This is a genomic window from Sphingomonas sp. RB1R13 (assembly GCF_036663775.1).
In the GTDB taxonomy this organism is placed as follows: Bacteria; Pseudomonadota; Alphaproteobacteria; order Sphingomonadales; family Sphingomonadaceae; genus Sphingomicrobium.
In genome coordinates this window covers 1,166,355-1,182,574 of the sequence record NZ_JAXOJM010000001.1, presented here as the reverse complement: position 1 = coordinate 1,182,574, position 16,220 = coordinate 1,166,355, and the positions used below count along the sequence as shown (strand labels likewise).

Here is a 16,220-nt window from a genome sequence, read left to right as displayed (position 1 = left end):
GCTACAGCATTCCCAGTTCGAGGCGGGCCTCGTCGCTCATCTTCGAAGGGTCCCATGCCGGTTCCCACACCAGCTTGACCTCGGCGTCGCGCACGCCCGGGACCGAAAGAACGCGCATCTCGACTTCGCCCGGCATCGACTCGGCGACCGGGCAATGGGGCGTGGTCAGCGTCATGGTGACGACGACATCGCCGTCCTCGGTGGCGGCAACGTCGTAAATCAGACCCAGTTCGTAAATGTCGACCGGTATTTCGGGATCGTAGATCGTCTTGAGCGCATCGATCACGGACGACTGAAGCGCGCCCCCTGCCCCGCCGACCGGCGCGGCGGGTTTTTCCTCGGCGAGGAAGCCGGCCAGATAATCGCGCTTGCGGGCAAATCCTTCGGCCTGGGACTCAAGCGCCGCTTCGGGCTCGACGCGGGCGCGCGCGGGCGGCTCGACGCTATCCACCGGTTCGATCTTGATCGCTTCGTCCATCATCCGAAAATCCGTTTCACTCGCGTCAATCCGTCCACCAGCGCCTCGACATCGTCAGCCCCGCTGTGCGCCGCGAACGAGGCGCGGGCGGTCGCGGGAACCCCGAGCCACTCCATCAATGGCTGTGCGCAATGGTGCCCGGCGCGGATCGCAACCCCCGCATCGTCCAAGATGGTGGCGACGTCGTGCGGATGCACCCCTTCATAGGCGAAACTGACAATTCCGGCCGATGCATCGGGGCCGAACAGGCGGACACTGTTGATCCGGCGAAGCGCCTCGCGCGCCGACCGGGTCAGCGCCATTTCATGCGCGTGGATGGTGTCACGGCCGATGCCCTCGACCCAGTCGATTGCGGTGTGGAGGCCGAGCGCGCCGACGATATGCGGGGTGCCCGCCTCGAACCGGCCCGGAGGTGGAGCGAAGGTCGTGCCTTCGAAGCTCACTCGGTCGATCATTGCGCCGCCGCCCTGCCACGGGGTCATGGCGTCGAGCAGGGACGCTCGGCCGTAGAGCACGCCGATGCCGGTCGGGCCGTAGAGCTTGTGCCCCGAGAAAGCGTAGAAATCGCAGTCGAGCGCGGTGACGTCGACGTTGAGGCGGGGCGCGGCCTGGCAACCGTCGAGCAGCAGGAGTGCGCCCTTGGCATGCGCGATGGCGGCGGCGCGGGGGGCATCGAGGATCGAGCCGAGCACGTTCGAGACATGAGCGAAGGAGACGAGGCGCGTGCGGTCGGTGACAAGGGCTTCGGCCGCGTCGAGGTCGATCTGGCCGTCTGCTGTCAGCGGGCAGACGTCGATCGCGTACCCCGCCAGCTGCCACGGCACGATATTGCTGTGATGCTCCAGCGCCGAGAGGAGAACGCGGTCGCGGCCTTCGCGGGGGAGGGCGTAGGCGACGAGGTTGATCGCCTCGGTCGCGCCCTTGGTGAAGACGATTTCGTCGGGCGAAGCGGCGCCGACGAACGTCGCGGTTGCGGCGCGGGCGGCTTCATAAGCCAGCGTCATGTTCGACGATCGCTGATAGACCCCGCGATGGACGGTCGCATAATCGCGGGCATAACCGTTGGTAATCGCGTCGATCACCGCCTGCGGCTTCTGCGCGGTCGCGGCGGTGTCGAGATAGTGCCAACCCGCGGGGATCGCCGGGAATTGGTCGCGCACATCGAGGGGCGTGGAGAGGCGCTCGAACATGGTCATGCGATGGCTCTCAGCGCGGCGCTCGCGGCGGTGCGGATGGCGTCGTCGTCGAGGTCATCCCACAGGCCGCCGACAAATCCTTCAAGCAGGAGCGCGCGGGCGGTGGCGGGGTTGAGGCCGCGCGCAGCGGCGTAAAAGAGTTGCTCGCGGTCGAGTTCGCCGACGGTGGCGCCGTGGGCGCATTTCACGTCGTCGGCGTAGATTTCGAGTTCGGGCTTGGCGTTGGCGGTGGCGCCGCGCGAGAGGAGCATGGCTTTCACCGACTGCTCGCTATCGGTCTGCTGGGCGCCGCGCGCAACGGCGACCTTGCCGAGGTAGGAGCCAGTGGCGGTCCCACCAAGAATGTTGCGGATGATTTGCTTCGACGTTCCGCCGATACCGATATGGCGGACGGTGGTGACGATTTCGAGCGTGGTCGAACCGCTGCCGATGATCGCCGCGTTGAGCTCGAAATGGGCGCCGTCAGAGAGGGTCACGTCGATTTCGTAGCGGCCGTACCGAGAGGCAGTGTTCAACGCGAAAATATGCGCCGATGCGCCCTCCGCCAAGGTGATTTCAGCGCGACGGACTTGCACGTCATCGTCGCTCGGGAGCCAGATTTGCTGCAGCTTTTGCTGCGCAGCAATTCGCGTCGTTTCAGGCACGGCGAGCGTGTCCCACACGTCGCCCAACGCGGCGATGTCGGCGTAGCGATAGGCTTCCAGCTTGCGGGTGGGGAGCGCGGTCATGCGGCCTCGACATAGCCTTCGCGCTCGAGTTCGAGGGCGAGTTCGGGGCCGCCCGAGCGCTCGATCCGGCCCGCGCGCAGGACGTGGACTCGGTCGGGCGTCACGTAGTCGAGCAGGCGTTGATAATGGGTGATCAGCAGCACCGACTTGTCGGGGGCGCGCATGATGCGGTTGATGCCCGCGCCGACGGCCTTGAGCGCATCGATGTCGAGCCCGCTGTCGGTCTCGTCAAGGATCGCGAGGCGCGGGTTCATGATGCCCATCTGGACCATCTCGGCGCGCTTCTTCTCGCCGCCAGAGAAGCCGACGTTGACCGGGCGCTTGAGCATGTCGGCATCCATGCCGAGGGCTGCGGCCTGGGCCTTGGCGAGCTTGATGAACTCGGCGCCCGAGAGGTCGGCTTCGCCGCGCGAGCGGCGCTGCGAATTGAGGGCTTCGCGGAGGAACTGGAACGAGGAAACGCCGGGGATCTCGACCGGGTATTGAAAGCCGAGGAACAGGCCCGCGGCGGCCCGCTCGTGGGGGGCGAGGGCGAGGAGGTCGATCGCCTCATCGTCATTGCGAGCGGAGCGAAGCAAGCCAGCCTCTTGCCGCTGGGTTGCTTCGTCGCTTTGCTCCTCGCAATGACGAGCGGGGATGAACATCACACTTCCCCCCGTCACGTCATACCCCGGTCGCCCGCCGAGCACATAGGCGAGCGTCGACTTGCCCGCGCCATTGGGCCCCATGATCGCATGGATTTCGCCCGCCGGGACGGTGAGGGACAAGCCGTTGAGGATCGGCTTGCCGGCGACCGTGGCGTGGAGGTTTTCAATTTTGAGCATTTTGTTTCCGCAATTCCGGCACAAGGTAGCGGATCATCATGCCGGCCACGGCAACGCCGACCAGGCCCTTAAAAATGAGCGCTAAATTCATGCCCGGACCGAGAGCAGCTTCAGCAATCATCGCAAGGCCACCGAAGCCAAAGACTCCCCAGAAAGCGATCCAGATTCTCGGATGTTTTTTAAAGAAGCTCATCCGACGCTCCCCTCAAGCGAAATTCCCAGCAGCTTCTGCGCCTCCACAGCGAACTCCATCGGGAGTTGCTTCAGCACTTCGCGCGCGAAGCCGTTGACGATCAGCGCCACCGCCGCCTCCGCATCGAGGCCGCGAGACGTCGCGTAGAAGAGCTGGTCTTCGCTAATTTTCGACGTCGTCGCTTCATGCTCGATCGTCGCGGTGGGGTTCTTGACCTCGATGTAGGGGACGGTGTGGGCGCCGCTTTCGCTGCCCAGCAGCAGGCTGTCGCACTGGGTGAAATTGCGGACATTCTCGGCGCCGGGGAGGACGCGGACCAGGCCGCGGTAGGTGTTGTTCGAGCGGCCGGCGCTGATGCCCTTCGAGATAATCGTCGAGCGGGTATTCTTGCCGATGTGGATCATCTTGGTGCCGGTGTCGGCCTGCTGGCGATGGTTGGTCAGCGCGACCGAGTAGAATTCGCCGACGCTGCCTTCGCCCTTGAGGATGCACGACGGATATTTCCAGGTGATCGCCGATCCGGTCTCGACCTGGGTCCAGCTGACCTTCGACCGCGCGCCCGCGCACAGGGCCCGCTTCGTGACGAAGTTGAAGATGCCGCCCTTGCCGTCGGCGTCGCCGGGATACCAGTTCTGGACGGTCGAGTATTTTACCTCGGCATCTTCATGCGCGTAGATTTCGACGACTGCCGCGTGAAGCTGGTTCTCGTCGCGCATCGGCGCGGTGCAGCCTTCGAGGTAGGAGACGTAGCTGCCCTTTTCGGCGACGATCAGGGTACGCTCGAACTGGCCGGTGTTTTCGGCGTTGATGCGGAAATAGGTCGAGAGTTCCATCGGGCAGCGGACGCCCTCGGGGACGAGGACGAAGGTGCCGTCGGAGAAGACCGCGGCGTTGAGGCAGGCGAAAACATTGTCGCGCTGCGGGACGACCGAGCCGAGGTATTTCTTGATCAGCTCGGGGTACTCGCGGATCGCTTCGCTGATCGACAGGAAGATGACCCCGGCGCGCTTCAATTCCTCGCGGAAGGTGGTGGCGACCGAGACGCTGTCGAACACCGCGTCAACCGCGATCTTGCGCGCGCCCTCGACCCCGGCGAGGACTTTCTGTTCCTCGATCGGGATGCCAAGCTTGGCGTAAATGCGCAGGATTTCGGGATCGACCTCGTCGAGGCTGCCGAGCTTCGGTTTAGCCTTGGGCGCGGCGTAATAATAGCTGTCCTGATAATCGATCGCGGGGATGTCGAGCTTGGCCCAGTCGACTTCTTCCATGGTCAGCCACGCGCGATACGCCTTGAGGCGCCATTCGAGCATCCATTCGGGCTCGTTCTTCTTGGCCGAGATGAAGCGGACCGTGTCTTCGGACAGGCCCTTGGGCGCGAACTCCTGCTCGATGTCCGATGAGAAGCCCCACTCATAATCCTTGGCGATCGCCTCACGCGCCTGGGCGTTGTCGAGCTGTTCGTCCATCATCGGGCCAATTGTTGAAGGGTGACGGCATCGAGCGCGCCGCGGACGGCGTTGCCGACGAGGCCCATGTGCGGTTTCACCCGGCAATGTGCGTCGAGCGCGCAGTCGGAGGCTTCCTCGCTGCCGCCGCACTGGGTCAGGGCGATCGGGCCCTCGACCGCCTCGACAATCTCGGCAAGGCTGATCGCGGTCGGGCAGCGGGCCAGCGTGAAGCCACCCTGCTGACCGCGTGTGCTGGTCAGGAGGCCGGCCAAGGCGAGGCGGCCCATTAATTTCTGCGCGGTCGGCAGCGGAACCCCGGTCTCGGCGGCGAGCGCACAAGTCGACAGCCGCTCCCCTTGCGGGCGGCGCGCGGCGGCGGAGAGAATCACGACCGCATAATCGGCAAGGTGGGTGAGGCGCATGTCTATTCGGATCTTTCTCGTCCGAATTAGGGTGAAGGCGGGGAAATTGCAACGTCCCTGCGAGCGGAACAACGCAATCCACTGCGGCGCGACTGGGTTGCTTCGCTTCGCTCGCAATGACAGGGCGGTTCCATGTATCGCGCGCTTCGCCCCCTGATCTTCGCCATGGATGCCGAGCGAGCGCATCGGCTGACCATCGCCGGGCTGAAGGCCCTGCCCTATCGGCCGTCGAAGTTCGATGCGCTGCTGGAGCAGACGCTGTTTGGAATGACTTTCCCCTCACCGCTCGGGCTGGCGGCGGGGTTCGACAAGGACGGCGAGGTGCCCGATGCGATGCTGACGCTGGGCTTTGGGTTCGTCGAGGTGGGGACGGTCACGCCCTTGCCGCAGACCGGCAATGCCAGACCGCGCTTGTTCCGGCTGGCCGAGGATCGCGCAGTGATCAATCGCATGGGGTTCAACAATCGCGGGCAGGCAGCGCTGCTCGAGCGGCTGGCGGGGCGGCCGAGGCGCGGGATCGTCGGGGTCAATATCGGGGCGAACAAGGACAGCGCCGACCGCATCGCCGATTATGCCATGGGGGTGCGGACCATGGCGCGGGTGGCGGACTATCTGACGGTCAACATTTCGTCGCCCAACACACCGGGGCTAAGGGCATTGCAGGCTGGCGGCGAGCTTGGCGAGTTGCTGAGCGCGGTAGCCGAGGCTCAAGGCCCAGGCGGGGTGCCGCTGTTTTTGAAGGTCGCGCCCGACCTGGAGGCGGGGGACCATGAGCGGATCGTCCGGGCAGCGATCGATCACGGGGTCGATGCGCTGATCGTCGCGAATACGACCGTCTCGCGCCCTGCCCTCTCGTCGAGCCACAGGGGCGAGACGGGCGGGCTGTCGGGACGTCCGCTGAAATCGCTCGCGCTCGATCAGTTGCGCCGGTTTCGAAGCGCGAGCGGGGGCGCTTTGCCGCTGATCTCGGCGGGCGGAATCGAGGATGCCGACGACGCCTTTGCGCGGGTCGCAGCGGGGGCGTGCCTGGTCCAGCTGTATTCAGCGCTGGTCTATGAAGGACCGGGGCTGGCGCGGCGGATCGCCGACGGGCTGGCCGAGCGGCTTCGGCACGGCGGTTTCGCCAATATTGCGGGGGCCGTGGGAAGCGAGTAGCCAGTGGCAATGCGCTTCAAATCAATCCTCGCCGCCGCGTTCGCCCTGACGGGTTGCGCCACCCTCCCGCCAATGGCGATCACCATGCCGCAGCGCACCGTCGCCTCGACCATTGCCGTGCCGGGAATGGTCAGCGCGGCCGATCCGCGCGCGGCCGAGGCGGGGGCGTCGATCCTCCGCCAGGGCGGAAGCGCGGCCGACGCCGCAATCGCCACCATGCTGGCGCTGACCGTGGTCGAACCGCAAAGCAGTGGCATTGGCGGGGGAAGCTACTTGGTCTTTCGTGACGCGAAAGGCGTGATCGAAACTTATGACAGCCGCGAGGTTGCGCCGCACGCCGCGACCGGCAGTTGGTTCCTGGGTCCCGACGGCAAGCCCCGCGCCTTTGAGGATGTCGTTCCCGGCGGGACCAGCGTCGGCGTTCCGGGCAATATGCGGATGGCGGCGCGGGCCAGCCACGATCATGGCAGGTTGGAGTGGAAGGCCCTGTTCCAGCCGGCGATCGCGCTTGCCCGTGATGGCTATGTCGTGACGCCGCGATTGCATGGTGCGCTGGCCGAGGAACGATCGACGGCAGGTTTTTCAGCGGGCGGGAGGGCGCTTTTCTATGGCGCCGACGGCCAGCCGCTTGGCGTCGGGACGCGGGTCTTTAACCCTGCGCTGGCGGCTTTCCTGACCGAGCTCGCGGATCGAGGCCCGGATGCTTTCTATGTCGGCCCCAATGCCAACGGAATCGTCGCCGCAGTTCGCGGCGCGTCGCATAATCCCTCGCCGATGGATGCCGGCGACCTCGCCAGCTACAGCGCCAAGAAGCGCGCGCCGGTGTGCGGATCGTATCGCGGCTATTCACTTTGCGGGATGGGACCATCGTCGTCAGGCGGGGTCGCCGTGATCCAGACGCTGGCGATGCTCGAGCGATTCGACTTGCGCGCGCTTGGACCCCGGTCGCCGGTGGCGTGGCACCTCATCACGGAATCGATGCGGCTGGCCTATGCCGACCGCGACAAATATCTCGCCGACCCCGACTTTGTATCGGTGCCCGTCGCGGGGCTGCTCGACCCGGCCTATCTCGCCGAACGATCGAAGCTGATCTCGCCGACCACGACCAACGCCATCGTCGTCGCGGGCAATCCGGCGGGTGCGCCAAAGACCGCGCTCGGGGTCGAGGCGGTCGAGCATGGTACTTCGTCCTTCGCTGCGGCCGACACGATGGGCAATGTCGCGTCGATCACCTCGACGATCGAAAGCGGATTCGGGTCGGGGCTGATGGTCAACGGCTATTATCTCAACAACGAGCTGACCGATTTCAGCTTCGCGCCGAGCGTCGACGGGGTGGCGGTGGCCAATCGCGTCGAGGGCGGCAAGCGTCCGCGAAGCTCCATGTCGCCGATGATCGTGACCGGTCCCGACGGGCGCGTTCGGCTCGCGGTCGGGGCGGCCGGGGGGCCGACGATCCCGGCGCAGGTGCTCAAGGCGATCATCGGCGTGATCGACTGGCAGCTGAGCGCGCAGGAGGCGATCGCCCAGCCGGTGATTTTCGCGCCGAGCGGCCCCACCGTCTATGTCGAGGGCGACACTCCGCTGGAGGCAATGATCCCGGCGCTGACCGCGCTTGGCCATCGCGACATCAAGGTCCGGCCGCACGGCACGTTCAAGGCCAACGCCATCGAATGGGTCGCTGGCAGTGACGGACGGGGGCGCTGGGCCGGGGGCGCCGATCCGCGCAGCGAGGGCGTGGCGGTTTCGCAGTGAGGCCCGTCCGCCAGCTCGAGCATTTCCCCAACCTCGTCGCGATGTTCTTCGCGCGGGCGGCGGCCAAGGGTGACGCGCCGTTCATGTGGGCCAAACGCGAGGGCGAGTGGGCGCCGACCAGCTGGGCCGAGGCGGCGCGGCAGGTCGCGGCCTTGTCGGCTAGCCTAAGCAGGCTTGGGCTGAAACCCGGCGACCGCGTGATGCTGGTCAGCGAGAACCGCCCTGAATGGCTGATTTCAGACCTGGCGATCATGGCCGCTCGCTGTGTCACCGTGCCGACCTACACGACGAATACGGTGCGCGATCACCAACATATCCTTGGCAATTCCGGGGCGCGGGCGGTGATCGTCTCGTCCCAGAAACTGGCCAAGTCGCTGATTCCGGCGGTGCTGTTTTCGTCCGAATGCAATCACATCATCTCGTTCGATGCGCTGGCGGTTCAGCAATCGCCCGACGTCGCGCAATTCCACCGCTGGGCCGACTTGGCGGCGGGTGAAGCGAATGTTCCCGCCGCCGAGGAAGCGATCGCGGAAGTCGGGCGCGGCGACCTCGCCTGCCTGATCTACACCAGCGGCACCGGTGGTGCGCCGCGCGGTGTGCGCCAGCATCATGGCGCGATCCTGCACAATGTCGAAGGTTGCATCGACATCATCGCCAATGATTTCGGCTGGGATGACGAAGTGTTCCTGTCGTTCCTGCCCGCGAGCCACGCTTATGAGCATAGCGGCGGGCAGCATTTCCCGATCGCGCTGGGCGGGCAGATCTACTTCGCCGAAAGCCTTGAGAAGCTCGCCGCCAATATCGAGGAAGTCCGCCCGACGCTGATGGTCGTCGTCCCGCGCCTGTTCGAGATGCTGCGCGCGCGGATCCTCAAGACGATCGAAAAGGATGGCGGGCTTCCGGCCTACCTGCTCGGCAGGGCGGTTGGGATCGAGGCGCGGCGCGCGGCGGGGACCAAGCGGATCATCGACGTGCCGATGGACAAGTTGCTCGACTTCACGCTGCGCAAGAAAGTTCAGGCCAAGTTCGGCGGGCGGATCAAGGCGATGGTCTCGGGCGGGGCGCCGCTCAATCCCGAAGTCGGCAATTTCTTCGCTGCAACCGGGCTGATGGTGCTCCAGGGCTATGGCCAGACCGAATCGGGGCCGGTGATCAGCTGCAACCGTCCGGCCGCCGGGATCGCGATGGACACGGTCGGGCCGCCGATGCGCAATACCGAAGTGAGGATTGCCGGGGATGGCGAGATCATGGTGCGCGGCGAGCTGGTCATGCACGGCTATTGGCGCGACCCCGAGGGCAGCGCGAAGGTGTTGCAAGATGGCTGGCTGGCGACGGGCGACGTCGGGCATATCGACAAGTCCGGGCGGATCGTCATCACCGACCGCAAGAAGGACCTGATCGTCAACGACAAGGGCGACAATGTCGCACCTCAGCGGGTCGAGGGAATGCTGACGCTCCAGCCCGAGATCGCCCAGGCGATGGTCTATGGCGACCGCCGCCCGCACCTTGTCGCGCTGCTGGTGCCCGAACCCGAATTTGCGGGCGAGCCCGATCTGGCGGCGCGACTGTCAAAGGCGGTCGACCGGGTCAATGCCGAATTGAGCGTAGTCGAAAAGGTGCGGCGCTTCGTCATCGCCGACGGGCCGTTCACAGTCGATAACGAACAGCTGACCCCGTCGATGAAGATCCGGCGGCACGTCATCGGCGCGGCCTATGGCGAGCGGCTGGCGGGGCTCTACGCGACCGCCAAACGATAATATCTACCCGCGCGGTTTTTCGTACGGCACGAAGGCGTCGAGCGAGCAGCTACCGACCGTTATTCCGCTTTGCAGGTCGACCACTTGCGCAATGTCGCCGCGGCACAGGCCCATGCCGCCGAAGCTTTTTGTGATGAGTGTATAGTGGCCCGAGCCGAGCGGCGAACAACCGCCGCGCGGAGCCTGGACATAGGTCCGGCGGCCTTCGTTGAACAGGATCACATTGTCGTCGATGACCTGCATGTTGGACGAGTTGTGCGACTGGAGGCAGTCGATCGGCTTGCCCGCGATTTTGCCCGCGAGCGCTTGGCGAAGTTCAGCTTCCTGGCGGGCGCCGCGCTGGACGGGCTGGCCCATGTCGGCAGTGCAGGCGGCAAGGCCCGAGGCAGCGAAAGCGATGGTGGCAAGTCGGCGCATGGCGATCACTCCTGTTGGGGTCGTCGGGATAGTAACGCACCAGACGTCGGTCCGGCTTAACGGAAGCTGTCTTTTGCGGCGCGGCGATCGGCGAAGTCAGCGACCGAGGCGGCGCGGATAAAGGGATTGGTCGCGCGTTCGAGCGCAATGGTGGTGGGGACGGTCATCTGGCCGCTCGCGCGAAGCCGTTCGACCTCGGCCAGCCGGTGCGCGATGGCGGCGTTGTCGGGCTCGGCGTAGGCAGCAAACTTCGCGTTGGCGAGCGTATATTCATGGGCGCAATAGGCCAGCGTCTCGCCCGGCAGCGCGGCGAGGCGGGTCAAGCTGCCGAACATCTGGTCGGGGGTGCCTTCGAACAATCGGCCGCAGCCCATCGCGAACAGCGTGTCGCCGACGAAGGCGATTCCGGCCGAGCGGAAAATGAAGGCAATGTGGCCGAGCGTGTGGCCGGGCACCTCCCACACTTCGCCGACATGGCCGCCGATCGAGACCGTATCACCTTCCTTCAACGCAACGTCTATCCCGGGGATGCGGTCGGCTTCGGCGGCGGGTCCCGAGACGCGCGCGCCAGTCGCCTTGACCGCGAGATTTCCGCCGGTGTGATCGGGGTGCCAGTGGGTGTTGAGGACCTGCCCGATGCGCCAGCCGCGGCGGTCGGCCTCGGCCAGCACGGGTTCGGCATCGCCCGGGTCGATCACGGCGGTGTCGCCGTTGGCACTGTCGCGGACGAGCCAGAGGTAATTGTCACTGAATGCCGGGACTGCGACGACTTCGAGTGATCCTGCCATCACCATTCGCCCACATTGGGCATCGACGCCCAAGGTTCGGCCGGAGCGAGGCGGTCGCCGGCCTGGAGCAGTTCGACCGAAATCCCGTCTGGCGAGCGGACGAACGCCATATGGCCGTCGCGCGGCGGGCGGTTGATCGGCACGCCAGCGTCCATCAACCGCTGGCAGGTCGCGTAAATGTCGTCGACGGCATAGGCGAGATGGCCGAAGTTGCGGCCCCCGGCATAGCCAGTTTCGCCCCAGTTGTAGGTCAGCTCGACTTCGCCCCCTTCGTCTCCCGGTGCGCCGAGGAAGATCAGCGTGAACTTGCCCGCAGGCACCTCCATCCGGCGGCGCTCCTCAAGCCCGAGGTGTCGAAAAAATGCAACAGTGGCGCCGGGATCGCTCACGCGGAGCATCGAATGCATGAATTTCATTTTACCTCGCTCAACTCGTCGCTATAATTGCACGGTTCGTCGATGACCGTGACCGGCGCTTCCGTCCGGTGGTCATCCATACGACGAATGACGGAAACTACGCCATGATCCAGAAGCTTGCAGACAATCGCGTCGTCCTGCTCGGTGCGGTCGCCATTTTTTCGTTCGGATTGGTCGCCAGCGGCTATTTGCTCGGCGATGGACTGCGTCGCGCCAAGATGGCCGAGCGATCGGTGACCGTTCGCGGCGTATCGGAACGCGATGTGGTCGCCAATCTCGCCACTTGGAACATCAGCTTCGCCGAGGAAGGCAATTCACTTGGCGCGGTCGACGGAGCGGTGGAGCAGCGCAGCCGGGCAGTGCGAGACTTCTTCCGCCGGGCCGGGTTCAGGCCGGAGGAAGTGAGCGATTCGGGAGTCAGTGTGCGCAGCGACTTCAACAAGGATCGCAAGGAAGATCGAGTGTCAGTGACTCGCTCGATACAGCTGCGCACCGTTGACGTGATGAAGGTGCGGTCGGCATTCGAACGGCAGGCCGAGCTGATCAGCGCGGGGGTGCCGCTGAGCGGGTCGGACGTCAATTACAGCTTCACCGGGCTGAGTTCGATCAAGCCGCAGATGATCGCCGAAGCGAACCTCAACGCCCGTACCAGCGCCGAACAATTCGCCAAAGACAGCGGGGCTGCGGTCGGGGGGATCAAGACCGCCAGCCAAGGCTATTTTTCCGTCGGGCCACGCGACGGGGCAAGCGACGGTGAGGAAGGCGGCTCGGGCGGCAGCGGATCGCCGTTCCAGAAGGTTCGCGTCGTGACGACGATCGACTATGATCTGGGCTAGCCCGAAATGGTAACCGGCGTCGCCGGGCGGCCCTAGCGGACCGTCAGCGGGACGCCGGCAAGGCCGAGGGCTTCGCGGGCGGCGCCGCCGACGGGGCCGTTGGGGTCAGCGGCGATGGCCTTTGTCCAGGCGGTGCGCGCGGCGCTGTCCTCGCCCGCCAGGCTGGCGACATGGCCCTGTTCGAACAGCAGGGTGGCGTCGTTGGGGGCGAGGGTTAGCGCGCGGGCAATGGCGATCTTGGCGCGCGGGACATCGCCGCCGGCGACCGCGATGACGGTCCGGAAATACCATAGATAGGGGTCGGCGGGAACGAGCCGCGCGGCCTCTGCGCTGCGGCTTTCGGCAGTGGCGAGGTCGCCCAGTGCGTGGGCTGCGCGGGCGCGGTCGAGGAGCAGCTCGCCGCGCTCGAGCGGGGAACCGCCCGGGATGGCGAGGCCCTGGTCAAAGTCCTTCGCTGCGGTAGCGGCGTCGCCGGCCTTGAGGCGGAGGTTGCCGCCAAGTGTCCATAAAGAGCGCGAGTGAGTAGCGGCAGCGCGGGCCTCAGCAAGGTCGGCGGTCGGCGGGGTAACGGGCGTGGCGGCATTCGTGGTGGCGGCGGCGAAGAGCAAAGCGAGGATCATGGCAACTCCACAAGGGGGGCGAGGCTGCGGAAGAGAGCGTCGAGTTCGCGCGGTTCCGACAGGCGGTGGCCACCACCTTTGACGAGGGTCAGCTGGACATCGGCTGAACGCAGCTGGGCGAGGAGCTTCAACGGGACGCCGACCGGGACGACCTGGTCATGCTCGCCGTGAAGCAGACGAACGGGGCAGTCGATTGCGATCGGGCCGCCGAGGATGCGCAAGGCCTCGCCCGACTGCCAGAAGCCGCGGTGGGTGACGAAGGGCGTGTTAGAATCGGGATCGGGGCGCTCCAGTCTGCCGTCCTGGAGCAGCCTGATCTTGTCCTCGGGAGAGAAGCCCCAGTCTGTAAAGTCGGGCGCGGCGGCGATTCCGACGAGCGCCGAGACCCGGTTCCCGAGACGGAGCGCGGCGAGCAGGGCGATCCACCCGCCCATCGACGAGCCGATGAGGATGACCCGCCCGTCTACCAGCCGGTCGATCGCGGCGAGGACTTCCTCCAGCCAGCGGGCAAGCGTGCCGTCGGCAAACTCCCCGCCCGAGGCGCCGGTGCCCGAATAGTCGAGGCGCAGGCAGCCGCAGCCGGTAGCCCCGGCAAAGGCATCGACCGCGACCGCTTTCGAGCCGGTCATGTCCGAGGCATAGCCGGGCAGGAAGACGAGCGTCGGGCGGGCGGGATCAGCCGGCAGGCGGTGGCAGATGGCGATGCGGCGGCCATCGCCGGGGTCGAAATAGGCGAGGTCGGGCAGGAGCATGTCCTGGCTTTAGCCGATCGACGATAGGCGGGGGAGTCTTTGTGCGCTCGGAGTCTCTGTGCGCTCGCCTGTCGCTACCGCTCGCTCGCGGGCGGCGAATGTTCACACATGTTCACGGTGATGAGCATGTTTTTGTTGTCCTGCTCATCCTCTCGATCGGGTTGATTCGGAACTGACGAGGGGGTTCATGCACCCGCAGGGACGCTGTAGGACAGGAAATTCGACAGGCACGATGGGGAAGAGCAGGCATGCGACTGAAACTACTCGGCTTTGTAGCGGCGATCGCGGTCTTGCTAGCCATCGGCGGCTGGTGGTTCGCATCGCCTTGGTGGACGCTGAAGGCGATGCGCGAAGCGGCGGCGGCTCACGACGAGAAGGCATTGTCGGCGCATGTCGACTATCCCGCCCTGAGGGCCAGCGTGAAGAGCGAAATCGCAAAGCAGATGGCGGGTTCGGGCGGCGGCGAAACGGATGGCACGCTTGCGACGGTGGTCGCGGTAATCGCCGGGCCGATCGTCGACGCCGCGATCACCCCGCAGGGGGTACAGGCGATGTTCGAGGTCAGGGACGTATCCAAGCAGGGTGGCGCCGCGCCCGCGACCGGGGAAGGCGTCTTGCCGAGGTTGCCCGCGGCCAACGACCACCCGGCGATCGAGCGCGACGGGATCGACCAGTTCCGGGTGCGCTGGCAGGAGCAGGGCACGGGAACGATGGTCTTTCGGCGTCACGGGCTGGGATGGAAGCTGGTCGGGATCGACCTGCCGCCTGCCCCGGCTATCCGTGTTCGCTGAGCGGCTGACTAGCCGCTAGGGCGCCACGAACGCATCAAGCGCGGCGGCGAAGGCGGCGGGCTGGTCGAGCATGGCGAAGTGGCCGGCGTTGGCGATCGGGACGAAGGTGACGGTCGGGGTGCCAGCATATTGGGTCTTGTAGAAGGCCAGCGTGCGGTCCTTGCCAAAGCCGGTATCGCTCCACGGGACAACGACAGTGATCGGGGTGGCAATGCGCGCGAGGTCGGGGCGAAGGTCGGTGGTCATGTCTTCGTAGATAGCCTGGCCGGCAACGCGGGCGTCGGCGGCGGTCGCCCAGCCGCGCATCTTCACGCGGGCGGGCTCGGTCAGGGCGAGGCTGTCGACCCCGGCGGCGATGGCTTCGGGAGTCATCGGCTTGCCATAGCGGGCGGCGGTGGCGGTGCGCATCATTGCGGCCGCGCCCTCGACCTGGGCGGGGGTCGGCATGGCCCCGCCGCGCGCGAGGAGCACCGCGAAATCGGGCAGCGCGTCGACGATCATCAGCCGCGCAAGCTGGGCCGGGTGGGCTTTCGCGAACTTGAGCCCGAGCAGCCCGCCCATCGAGTGGCCGACGAAACGGACGGGTTTGGCATGATCCTTCGCCAGCGCGGCAGACAGGTCGGCGACGATGCCGTCGAGCAGGCCGGGAGCGAGGTTGGCGCCGGGGGCGTCGCCGCCGAAGCCGTTGACCTGGACGAGGTAGACCCGGTGCGAGCGGGAGAGGTTGGTGGCAACCCCGTCCCAGACGCCGCGCGGGCTGGCGAGGCCGGGGACGAGGACGACGGGGCTGCCCTTGCCCAGCGAGACGATCGAGATGTGGGCGAGGCGGGTTTCGGTGGCTGGCCTGGCCAGCACGGGGGTCGCGGTCGCCAGCGCGGCGATGAGGGCGCCGATGACGCAAGGGATACGGATCATTTCGCGGATTCCTTCGACGGCGAGTGGAAGATGGCTTCGATAGAGAGATCGAACAGTTCGGCGATGCGGAAGGCGAGCGGAAGCGAGGGGTCGTATTTGCCGGTCTCGATCGCGTTGACGCTCTGGCGCGAGACGGCGAGGCGGTCGGCAAGGTCGGACTGGCTCCAGTCGCGTTCGGCGCGGAGCACCTTGAGGCGGTTGTTCATCGACAATCCCACCCGGTCGTGCCCAGCGTCAGGCGGTTGACGAGGCCGCCTACGCCAAGGCCGATGAACCACAGTACCGCGACGTAGAAGGCATCGATATGACCGACGAGTCCGAAATTTTCGAGGAAGCCGTAGATGGTGACGATGGCGAGCGTGAAGCCGGTGGCAATGAGCGATTGGCGGACGTGGAGCATCCGCTGATATTCGTCGCTTTCTTCAAGCAACATCTTGCCATAGGCCCAGAACACCCCGGAAACCGCGATGCCCGGGATCAATGCGAGCAACCAGGCGAGCGGGCTATCGTGGGGGACGTGACCCTTGCCGACGAATTGGACGGCGGCGGGGAGAGAAACAAGATAGACCCCCATCGCGAGGCCGACGCGCCATGTGTAGGCGCGCTGAGCGGGGGAGCGGAAACGGATCGACATGACAATGTTCCTTTTCAGTTTGTATATGAGGCTTTACATTTGAGTCGCCCGTAATGTCAAGTATCATTTACATTATGACAAGGATGCTCGCTCACGCC

Annotated in this window: 20 protein-coding genes; 5 read left to right on the top strand and 15 right to left on the bottom strand. The window is 65.9% G+C overall.

Annotated features, from left to right (window positions below; all coding sequences use genetic code 11):
• Position 1 precedes the first annotated feature (1 nt).
• Genes U1700_RS05605 through U1700_RS05575 form a run of 7 tightly spaced genes read right to left on the bottom strand, consistent with a single transcriptional unit; the run spans position 2 to position 5,289 of the window.
• Entirely contained in the window at positions 2 to 481 is a 480-nt protein-coding gene (locus tag U1700_RS05605) for an SUF system Fe-S cluster assembly protein (RefSeq protein WP_332750870.1), read from the bottom strand.
• Entirely contained in the window at positions 478 to 1,674 is a 1,197-nt protein-coding gene (locus U1700_RS05600; protein ID WP_443025881.1) for a cysteine desulfurase, read from the bottom strand. Before U1700_RS05600 ends, U1700_RS05605 begins: the two co-directional genes overlap by 4 nt.
• A complete protein-coding gene (locus U1700_RS05595) occupies positions 1,671 to 2,402 on the bottom strand; it encodes a SufD family Fe-S cluster assembly protein (RefSeq protein WP_332750868.1) in 732 nt (243 codons plus the stop codon). The genes U1700_RS05600 and U1700_RS05595 overlap by 4 nt, the downstream gene beginning before the upstream one ends.
• The gene (gene sufC / locus U1700_RS05590; protein WP_332750867.1) at positions 2,399 to 3,226 is read right to left on the bottom strand and encodes a Fe-S cluster assembly ATPase SufC; all 828 of its coding nucleotides are present in this window, start codon (positions 3,224 to 3,226) and stop codon (positions 2,399 to 2,401) included. The genes U1700_RS05595 and sufC overlap by 4 nt, the downstream gene beginning before the upstream one ends.
• Positions 3,213 to 3,419, bottom strand: a complete 207-nt coding sequence (locus U1700_RS05585; RefSeq protein ID WP_332750866.1) for a hypothetical protein — start codon at positions 3,417 to 3,419, stop codon at positions 3,213 to 3,215. The genes sufC and U1700_RS05585 overlap by 14 nt, the downstream gene beginning before the upstream one ends.
• Positions 3,416 to 4,885, bottom strand: coding sequence for a Fe-S cluster assembly protein SufB (gene sufB / locus U1700_RS05580; protein ID WP_443025880.1), 1,470 nt, complete (start codon positions 4,883 to 4,885; stop codon positions 3,416 to 3,418). The genes U1700_RS05585 and sufB overlap by 4 nt, the downstream gene beginning before the upstream one ends.
• Positions 4,885 to 5,289: an RrF2 family transcriptional regulator gene (locus U1700_RS05575; protein WP_332750862.1), complete on the bottom strand. Its 405-nt coding sequence runs from the start codon at positions 5,287 to 5,289 to the stop codon at positions 4,885 to 4,887. Before U1700_RS05575 ends, sufB begins: the two co-directional genes overlap by 1 nt.
• Before the next feature lie 132 nt (positions 5,290 to 5,421).
• Here U1700_RS05575 and U1700_RS05570 point away from each other — a divergent pair, with 132 nt between their 5' ends.
• From U1700_RS05570 to U1700_RS05560, 3 genes are read left to right on the top strand one after another with little or no spacing between them, the layout of a single operon-like run.
• Positions 5,422 to 6,444, top strand: coding sequence for a quinone-dependent dihydroorotate dehydrogenase (locus U1700_RS05570; RefSeq protein WP_332750860.1), 1,023 nt, complete (start codon positions 5,422 to 5,424; stop codon positions 6,442 to 6,444).
• Between the two features lie 9 nt (positions 6,445 to 6,453).
• Positions 6,454 to 8,196 carry a gamma-glutamyltransferase gene (gene ggt, locus U1700_RS05565; RefSeq protein ID WP_332750858.1) on the top strand — a complete coding sequence of 581 codons (1,743 nt, stop codon included), beginning with the start codon at positions 6,454 to 6,456 and terminating at the stop codon, positions 8,194 to 8,196.
• A gap of 41 nt (positions 8,197 to 8,237) precedes the next feature.
• A complete protein-coding gene (locus U1700_RS05560; RefSeq protein WP_332751145.1) occupies positions 8,238 to 9,953 on the top strand; it encodes an AMP-dependent synthetase/ligase in 1,716 nt (571 codons plus the stop codon).
• Between the two features lie 3 nt (positions 9,954 to 9,956).
• Here U1700_RS05560 and U1700_RS05555 read toward each other — a convergent pair whose 3' ends face one another.
• The 3 genes from U1700_RS05555 to U1700_RS05545 are packed head-to-tail and all read right to left on the bottom strand — an operon-like array spanning position 9,957 to position 11,574.
• On the bottom strand, positions 9,957 to 10,370 hold the full coding sequence (locus U1700_RS05555) for a hypothetical protein (RefSeq protein WP_332750856.1): 414 nt from the start codon (positions 10,368 to 10,370) through the stop codon (positions 9,957 to 9,959).
• Between the two features lie 56 nt (positions 10,371 to 10,426).
• Entirely contained in the window at positions 10,427 to 11,158 is a 732-nt protein-coding gene (gloB, locus tag U1700_RS05550; protein WP_332750854.1) for a hydroxyacylglutathione hydrolase, read from the bottom strand.
• Complete coding sequence (locus U1700_RS05545) at positions 11,158 to 11,574, bottom strand: VOC family protein (protein WP_332750852.1); 417 nt, start codon at positions 11,572 to 11,574, stop codon at positions 11,158 to 11,160. Before U1700_RS05545 ends, gloB begins: the two co-directional genes overlap by 1 nt.
• Positions 11,575 to 11,678: 104 nt before the next feature.
• Between U1700_RS05545 and U1700_RS05540 the strand changes: the two genes are divergently transcribed.
• Positions 11,679 to 12,410 (top strand): SIMPL domain-containing protein, encoded by a 732-nt coding sequence (locus tag U1700_RS05540; RefSeq protein WP_332750851.1) that lies wholly within the window; start codon positions 11,679 to 11,681, stop codon positions 12,408 to 12,410.
• A gap of 32 nt (positions 12,411 to 12,442) precedes the next feature.
• Here the strand turns inward: U1700_RS05540 and U1700_RS05535 are convergent, their stop codons facing one another.
• Both U1700_RS05535 and U1700_RS05530 read right to left on the bottom strand, forming a co-directional pair.
• On the bottom strand, positions 12,443 to 13,030 hold the full coding sequence (locus U1700_RS05535) for a tetratricopeptide repeat protein (protein ID WP_332750849.1): 588 nt from the start codon (positions 13,028 to 13,030) through the stop codon (positions 12,443 to 12,445).
• Complete coding sequence (locus tag U1700_RS05530) at positions 13,027 to 13,782, bottom strand: alpha/beta hydrolase (RefSeq protein WP_332750847.1); 756 nt, start codon at positions 13,780 to 13,782, stop codon at positions 13,027 to 13,029. Before U1700_RS05530 ends, U1700_RS05535 begins: the two co-directional genes overlap by 4 nt.
• A 248-nt stretch (positions 13,783 to 14,030) precedes the next feature.
• Here U1700_RS05530 and U1700_RS05525 point away from each other — a divergent pair, with 248 nt between their 5' ends.
• Positions 14,031 to 14,573 carry a DUF2939 domain-containing protein gene (locus U1700_RS05525; RefSeq protein ID WP_332750845.1) on the top strand — a complete coding sequence of 181 codons (543 nt, stop codon included), beginning with the start codon at positions 14,031 to 14,033 and terminating at the stop codon, positions 14,571 to 14,573.
• Between the two features lie 15 nt (positions 14,574 to 14,588).
• Here the strand turns inward: U1700_RS05525 and U1700_RS05520 are convergent, their stop codons facing one another.
• From U1700_RS05520 to U1700_RS05510, 3 genes are read right to left on the bottom strand one after another with little or no spacing between them, the layout of a single operon-like run.
• The gene (locus tag U1700_RS05520) at positions 14,589 to 15,488 is read right to left on the bottom strand and encodes an alpha/beta fold hydrolase (protein ID WP_332750843.1); all 900 of its coding nucleotides are present in this window, start codon (positions 15,486 to 15,488) and stop codon (positions 14,589 to 14,591) included.
• On the bottom strand, positions 15,485 to 15,694 hold the full coding sequence (locus U1700_RS05515) for a helix-turn-helix transcriptional regulator (RefSeq protein ID WP_332750841.1): 210 nt from the start codon (positions 15,692 to 15,694) through the stop codon (positions 15,485 to 15,487). Before U1700_RS05515 ends, U1700_RS05520 begins: the two co-directional genes overlap by 4 nt.
• Positions 15,691 to 16,122 (bottom strand): hypothetical protein, encoded by a 432-nt coding sequence (locus U1700_RS05510; protein WP_332750840.1) that lies wholly within the window; start codon positions 16,120 to 16,122, stop codon positions 15,691 to 15,693. The genes U1700_RS05515 and U1700_RS05510 overlap by 4 nt, the downstream gene beginning before the upstream one ends.
• Between the last annotated feature and the right edge of the window lie 98 nt (positions 16,123 to 16,220).

Excerpts from the sequence above, each read along its gene's own strand:
- U1700_RS05605 (WP_332750870.1), bottom strand. The coding sequence starts at position 481 with ATGATGGACGAAGCGATCAAGATCGAACCGGTGGATAGCGTCGAGCCG.
- U1700_RS05600 (WP_443025881.1), bottom strand. The coding sequence starts at position 1,674 with ATGACCATGTTCGAGCGCCTCTCCACGCCCCTCGATGTGCGCGACCAA.
- U1700_RS05595 (WP_332750868.1), bottom strand. The coding sequence starts at position 2,402 with ATGACCGCGCTCCCCACCCGCAAGCTGGAAGCCTATCGCTACGCCGAC.
- sufC (WP_332750867.1), bottom strand. The coding sequence starts at position 3,226 with ATGCTCAAAATTGAAAACCTCCACGCCACGGTCGCCGGCAAGCCGATC.
- U1700_RS05585 (WP_332750866.1), bottom strand. The coding sequence starts at position 3,419 with ATGAGCTTCTTTAAAAAACATCCGAGAATCTGGATCGCTTTCTGGGGA.
- sufB (WP_443025880.1), bottom strand. The coding sequence starts at position 4,885 with ATGGACGAACAGCTCGACAACGCCCAGGCGCGTGAGGCGATCGCCAAG.
- U1700_RS05575 (WP_332750862.1), bottom strand. The coding sequence starts at position 5,289 with ATGCGCCTCACCCACCTTGCCGATTATGCGGTCGTGATTCTCTCCGCC.
- U1700_RS05570 (WP_332750860.1), top strand. The coding sequence starts at position 5,422 with ATGTATCGCGCGCTTCGCCCCCTGATCTTCGCCATGGATGCCGAGCGA.
- ggt (WP_332750858.1), top strand. The coding sequence starts at position 6,454 with ATGCGCTTCAAATCAATCCTCGCCGCCGCGTTCGCCCTGACGGGTTGC.
- U1700_RS05560 (WP_332751145.1), top strand. The coding sequence starts at position 8,238 with ATGTTCTTCGCGCGGGCGGCGGCCAAGGGTGACGCGCCGTTCATGTGG.
- U1700_RS05555 (WP_332750856.1), bottom strand. The coding sequence starts at position 10,370 with ATGCGCCGACTTGCCACCATCGCTTTCGCTGCCTCGGGCCTTGCCGCC.
- gloB (WP_332750854.1), bottom strand. The coding sequence starts at position 11,158 with ATGGCAGGATCACTCGAAGTCGTCGCAGTCCCGGCATTCAGTGACAAT.
- U1700_RS05545 (WP_332750852.1), bottom strand. The coding sequence starts at position 11,574 with ATGAAATTCATGCATTCGATGCTCCGCGTGAGCGATCCCGGCGCCACT.
- U1700_RS05540 (WP_332750851.1), top strand. The coding sequence starts at position 11,679 with ATGATCCAGAAGCTTGCAGACAATCGCGTCGTCCTGCTCGGTGCGGTC.
- U1700_RS05535 (WP_332750849.1), bottom strand. The coding sequence starts at position 13,030 with ATGATCCTCGCTTTGCTCTTCGCCGCCGCCACCACGAATGCCGCCACG.
- U1700_RS05530 (WP_332750847.1), bottom strand. The coding sequence starts at position 13,782 with ATGCTCCTGCCCGACCTCGCCTATTTCGACCCCGGCGATGGCCGCCGC.
- U1700_RS05525 (WP_332750845.1), top strand. The coding sequence starts at position 14,031 with ATGCGACTGAAACTACTCGGCTTTGTAGCGGCGATCGCGGTCTTGCTA.
- U1700_RS05520 (WP_332750843.1), bottom strand. The coding sequence starts at position 15,488 with ATGATCCGTATCCCTTGCGTCATCGGCGCCCTCATCGCCGCGCTGGCG.
- U1700_RS05515 (WP_332750841.1), bottom strand. The coding sequence starts at position 15,694 with ATGAACAACCGCCTCAAGGTGCTCCGCGCCGAACGCGACTGGAGCCAG.
- U1700_RS05510 (WP_332750840.1), bottom strand. The coding sequence starts at position 16,122 with ATGTCGATCCGTTTCCGCTCCCCCGCTCAGCGCGCCTACACATGGCGC.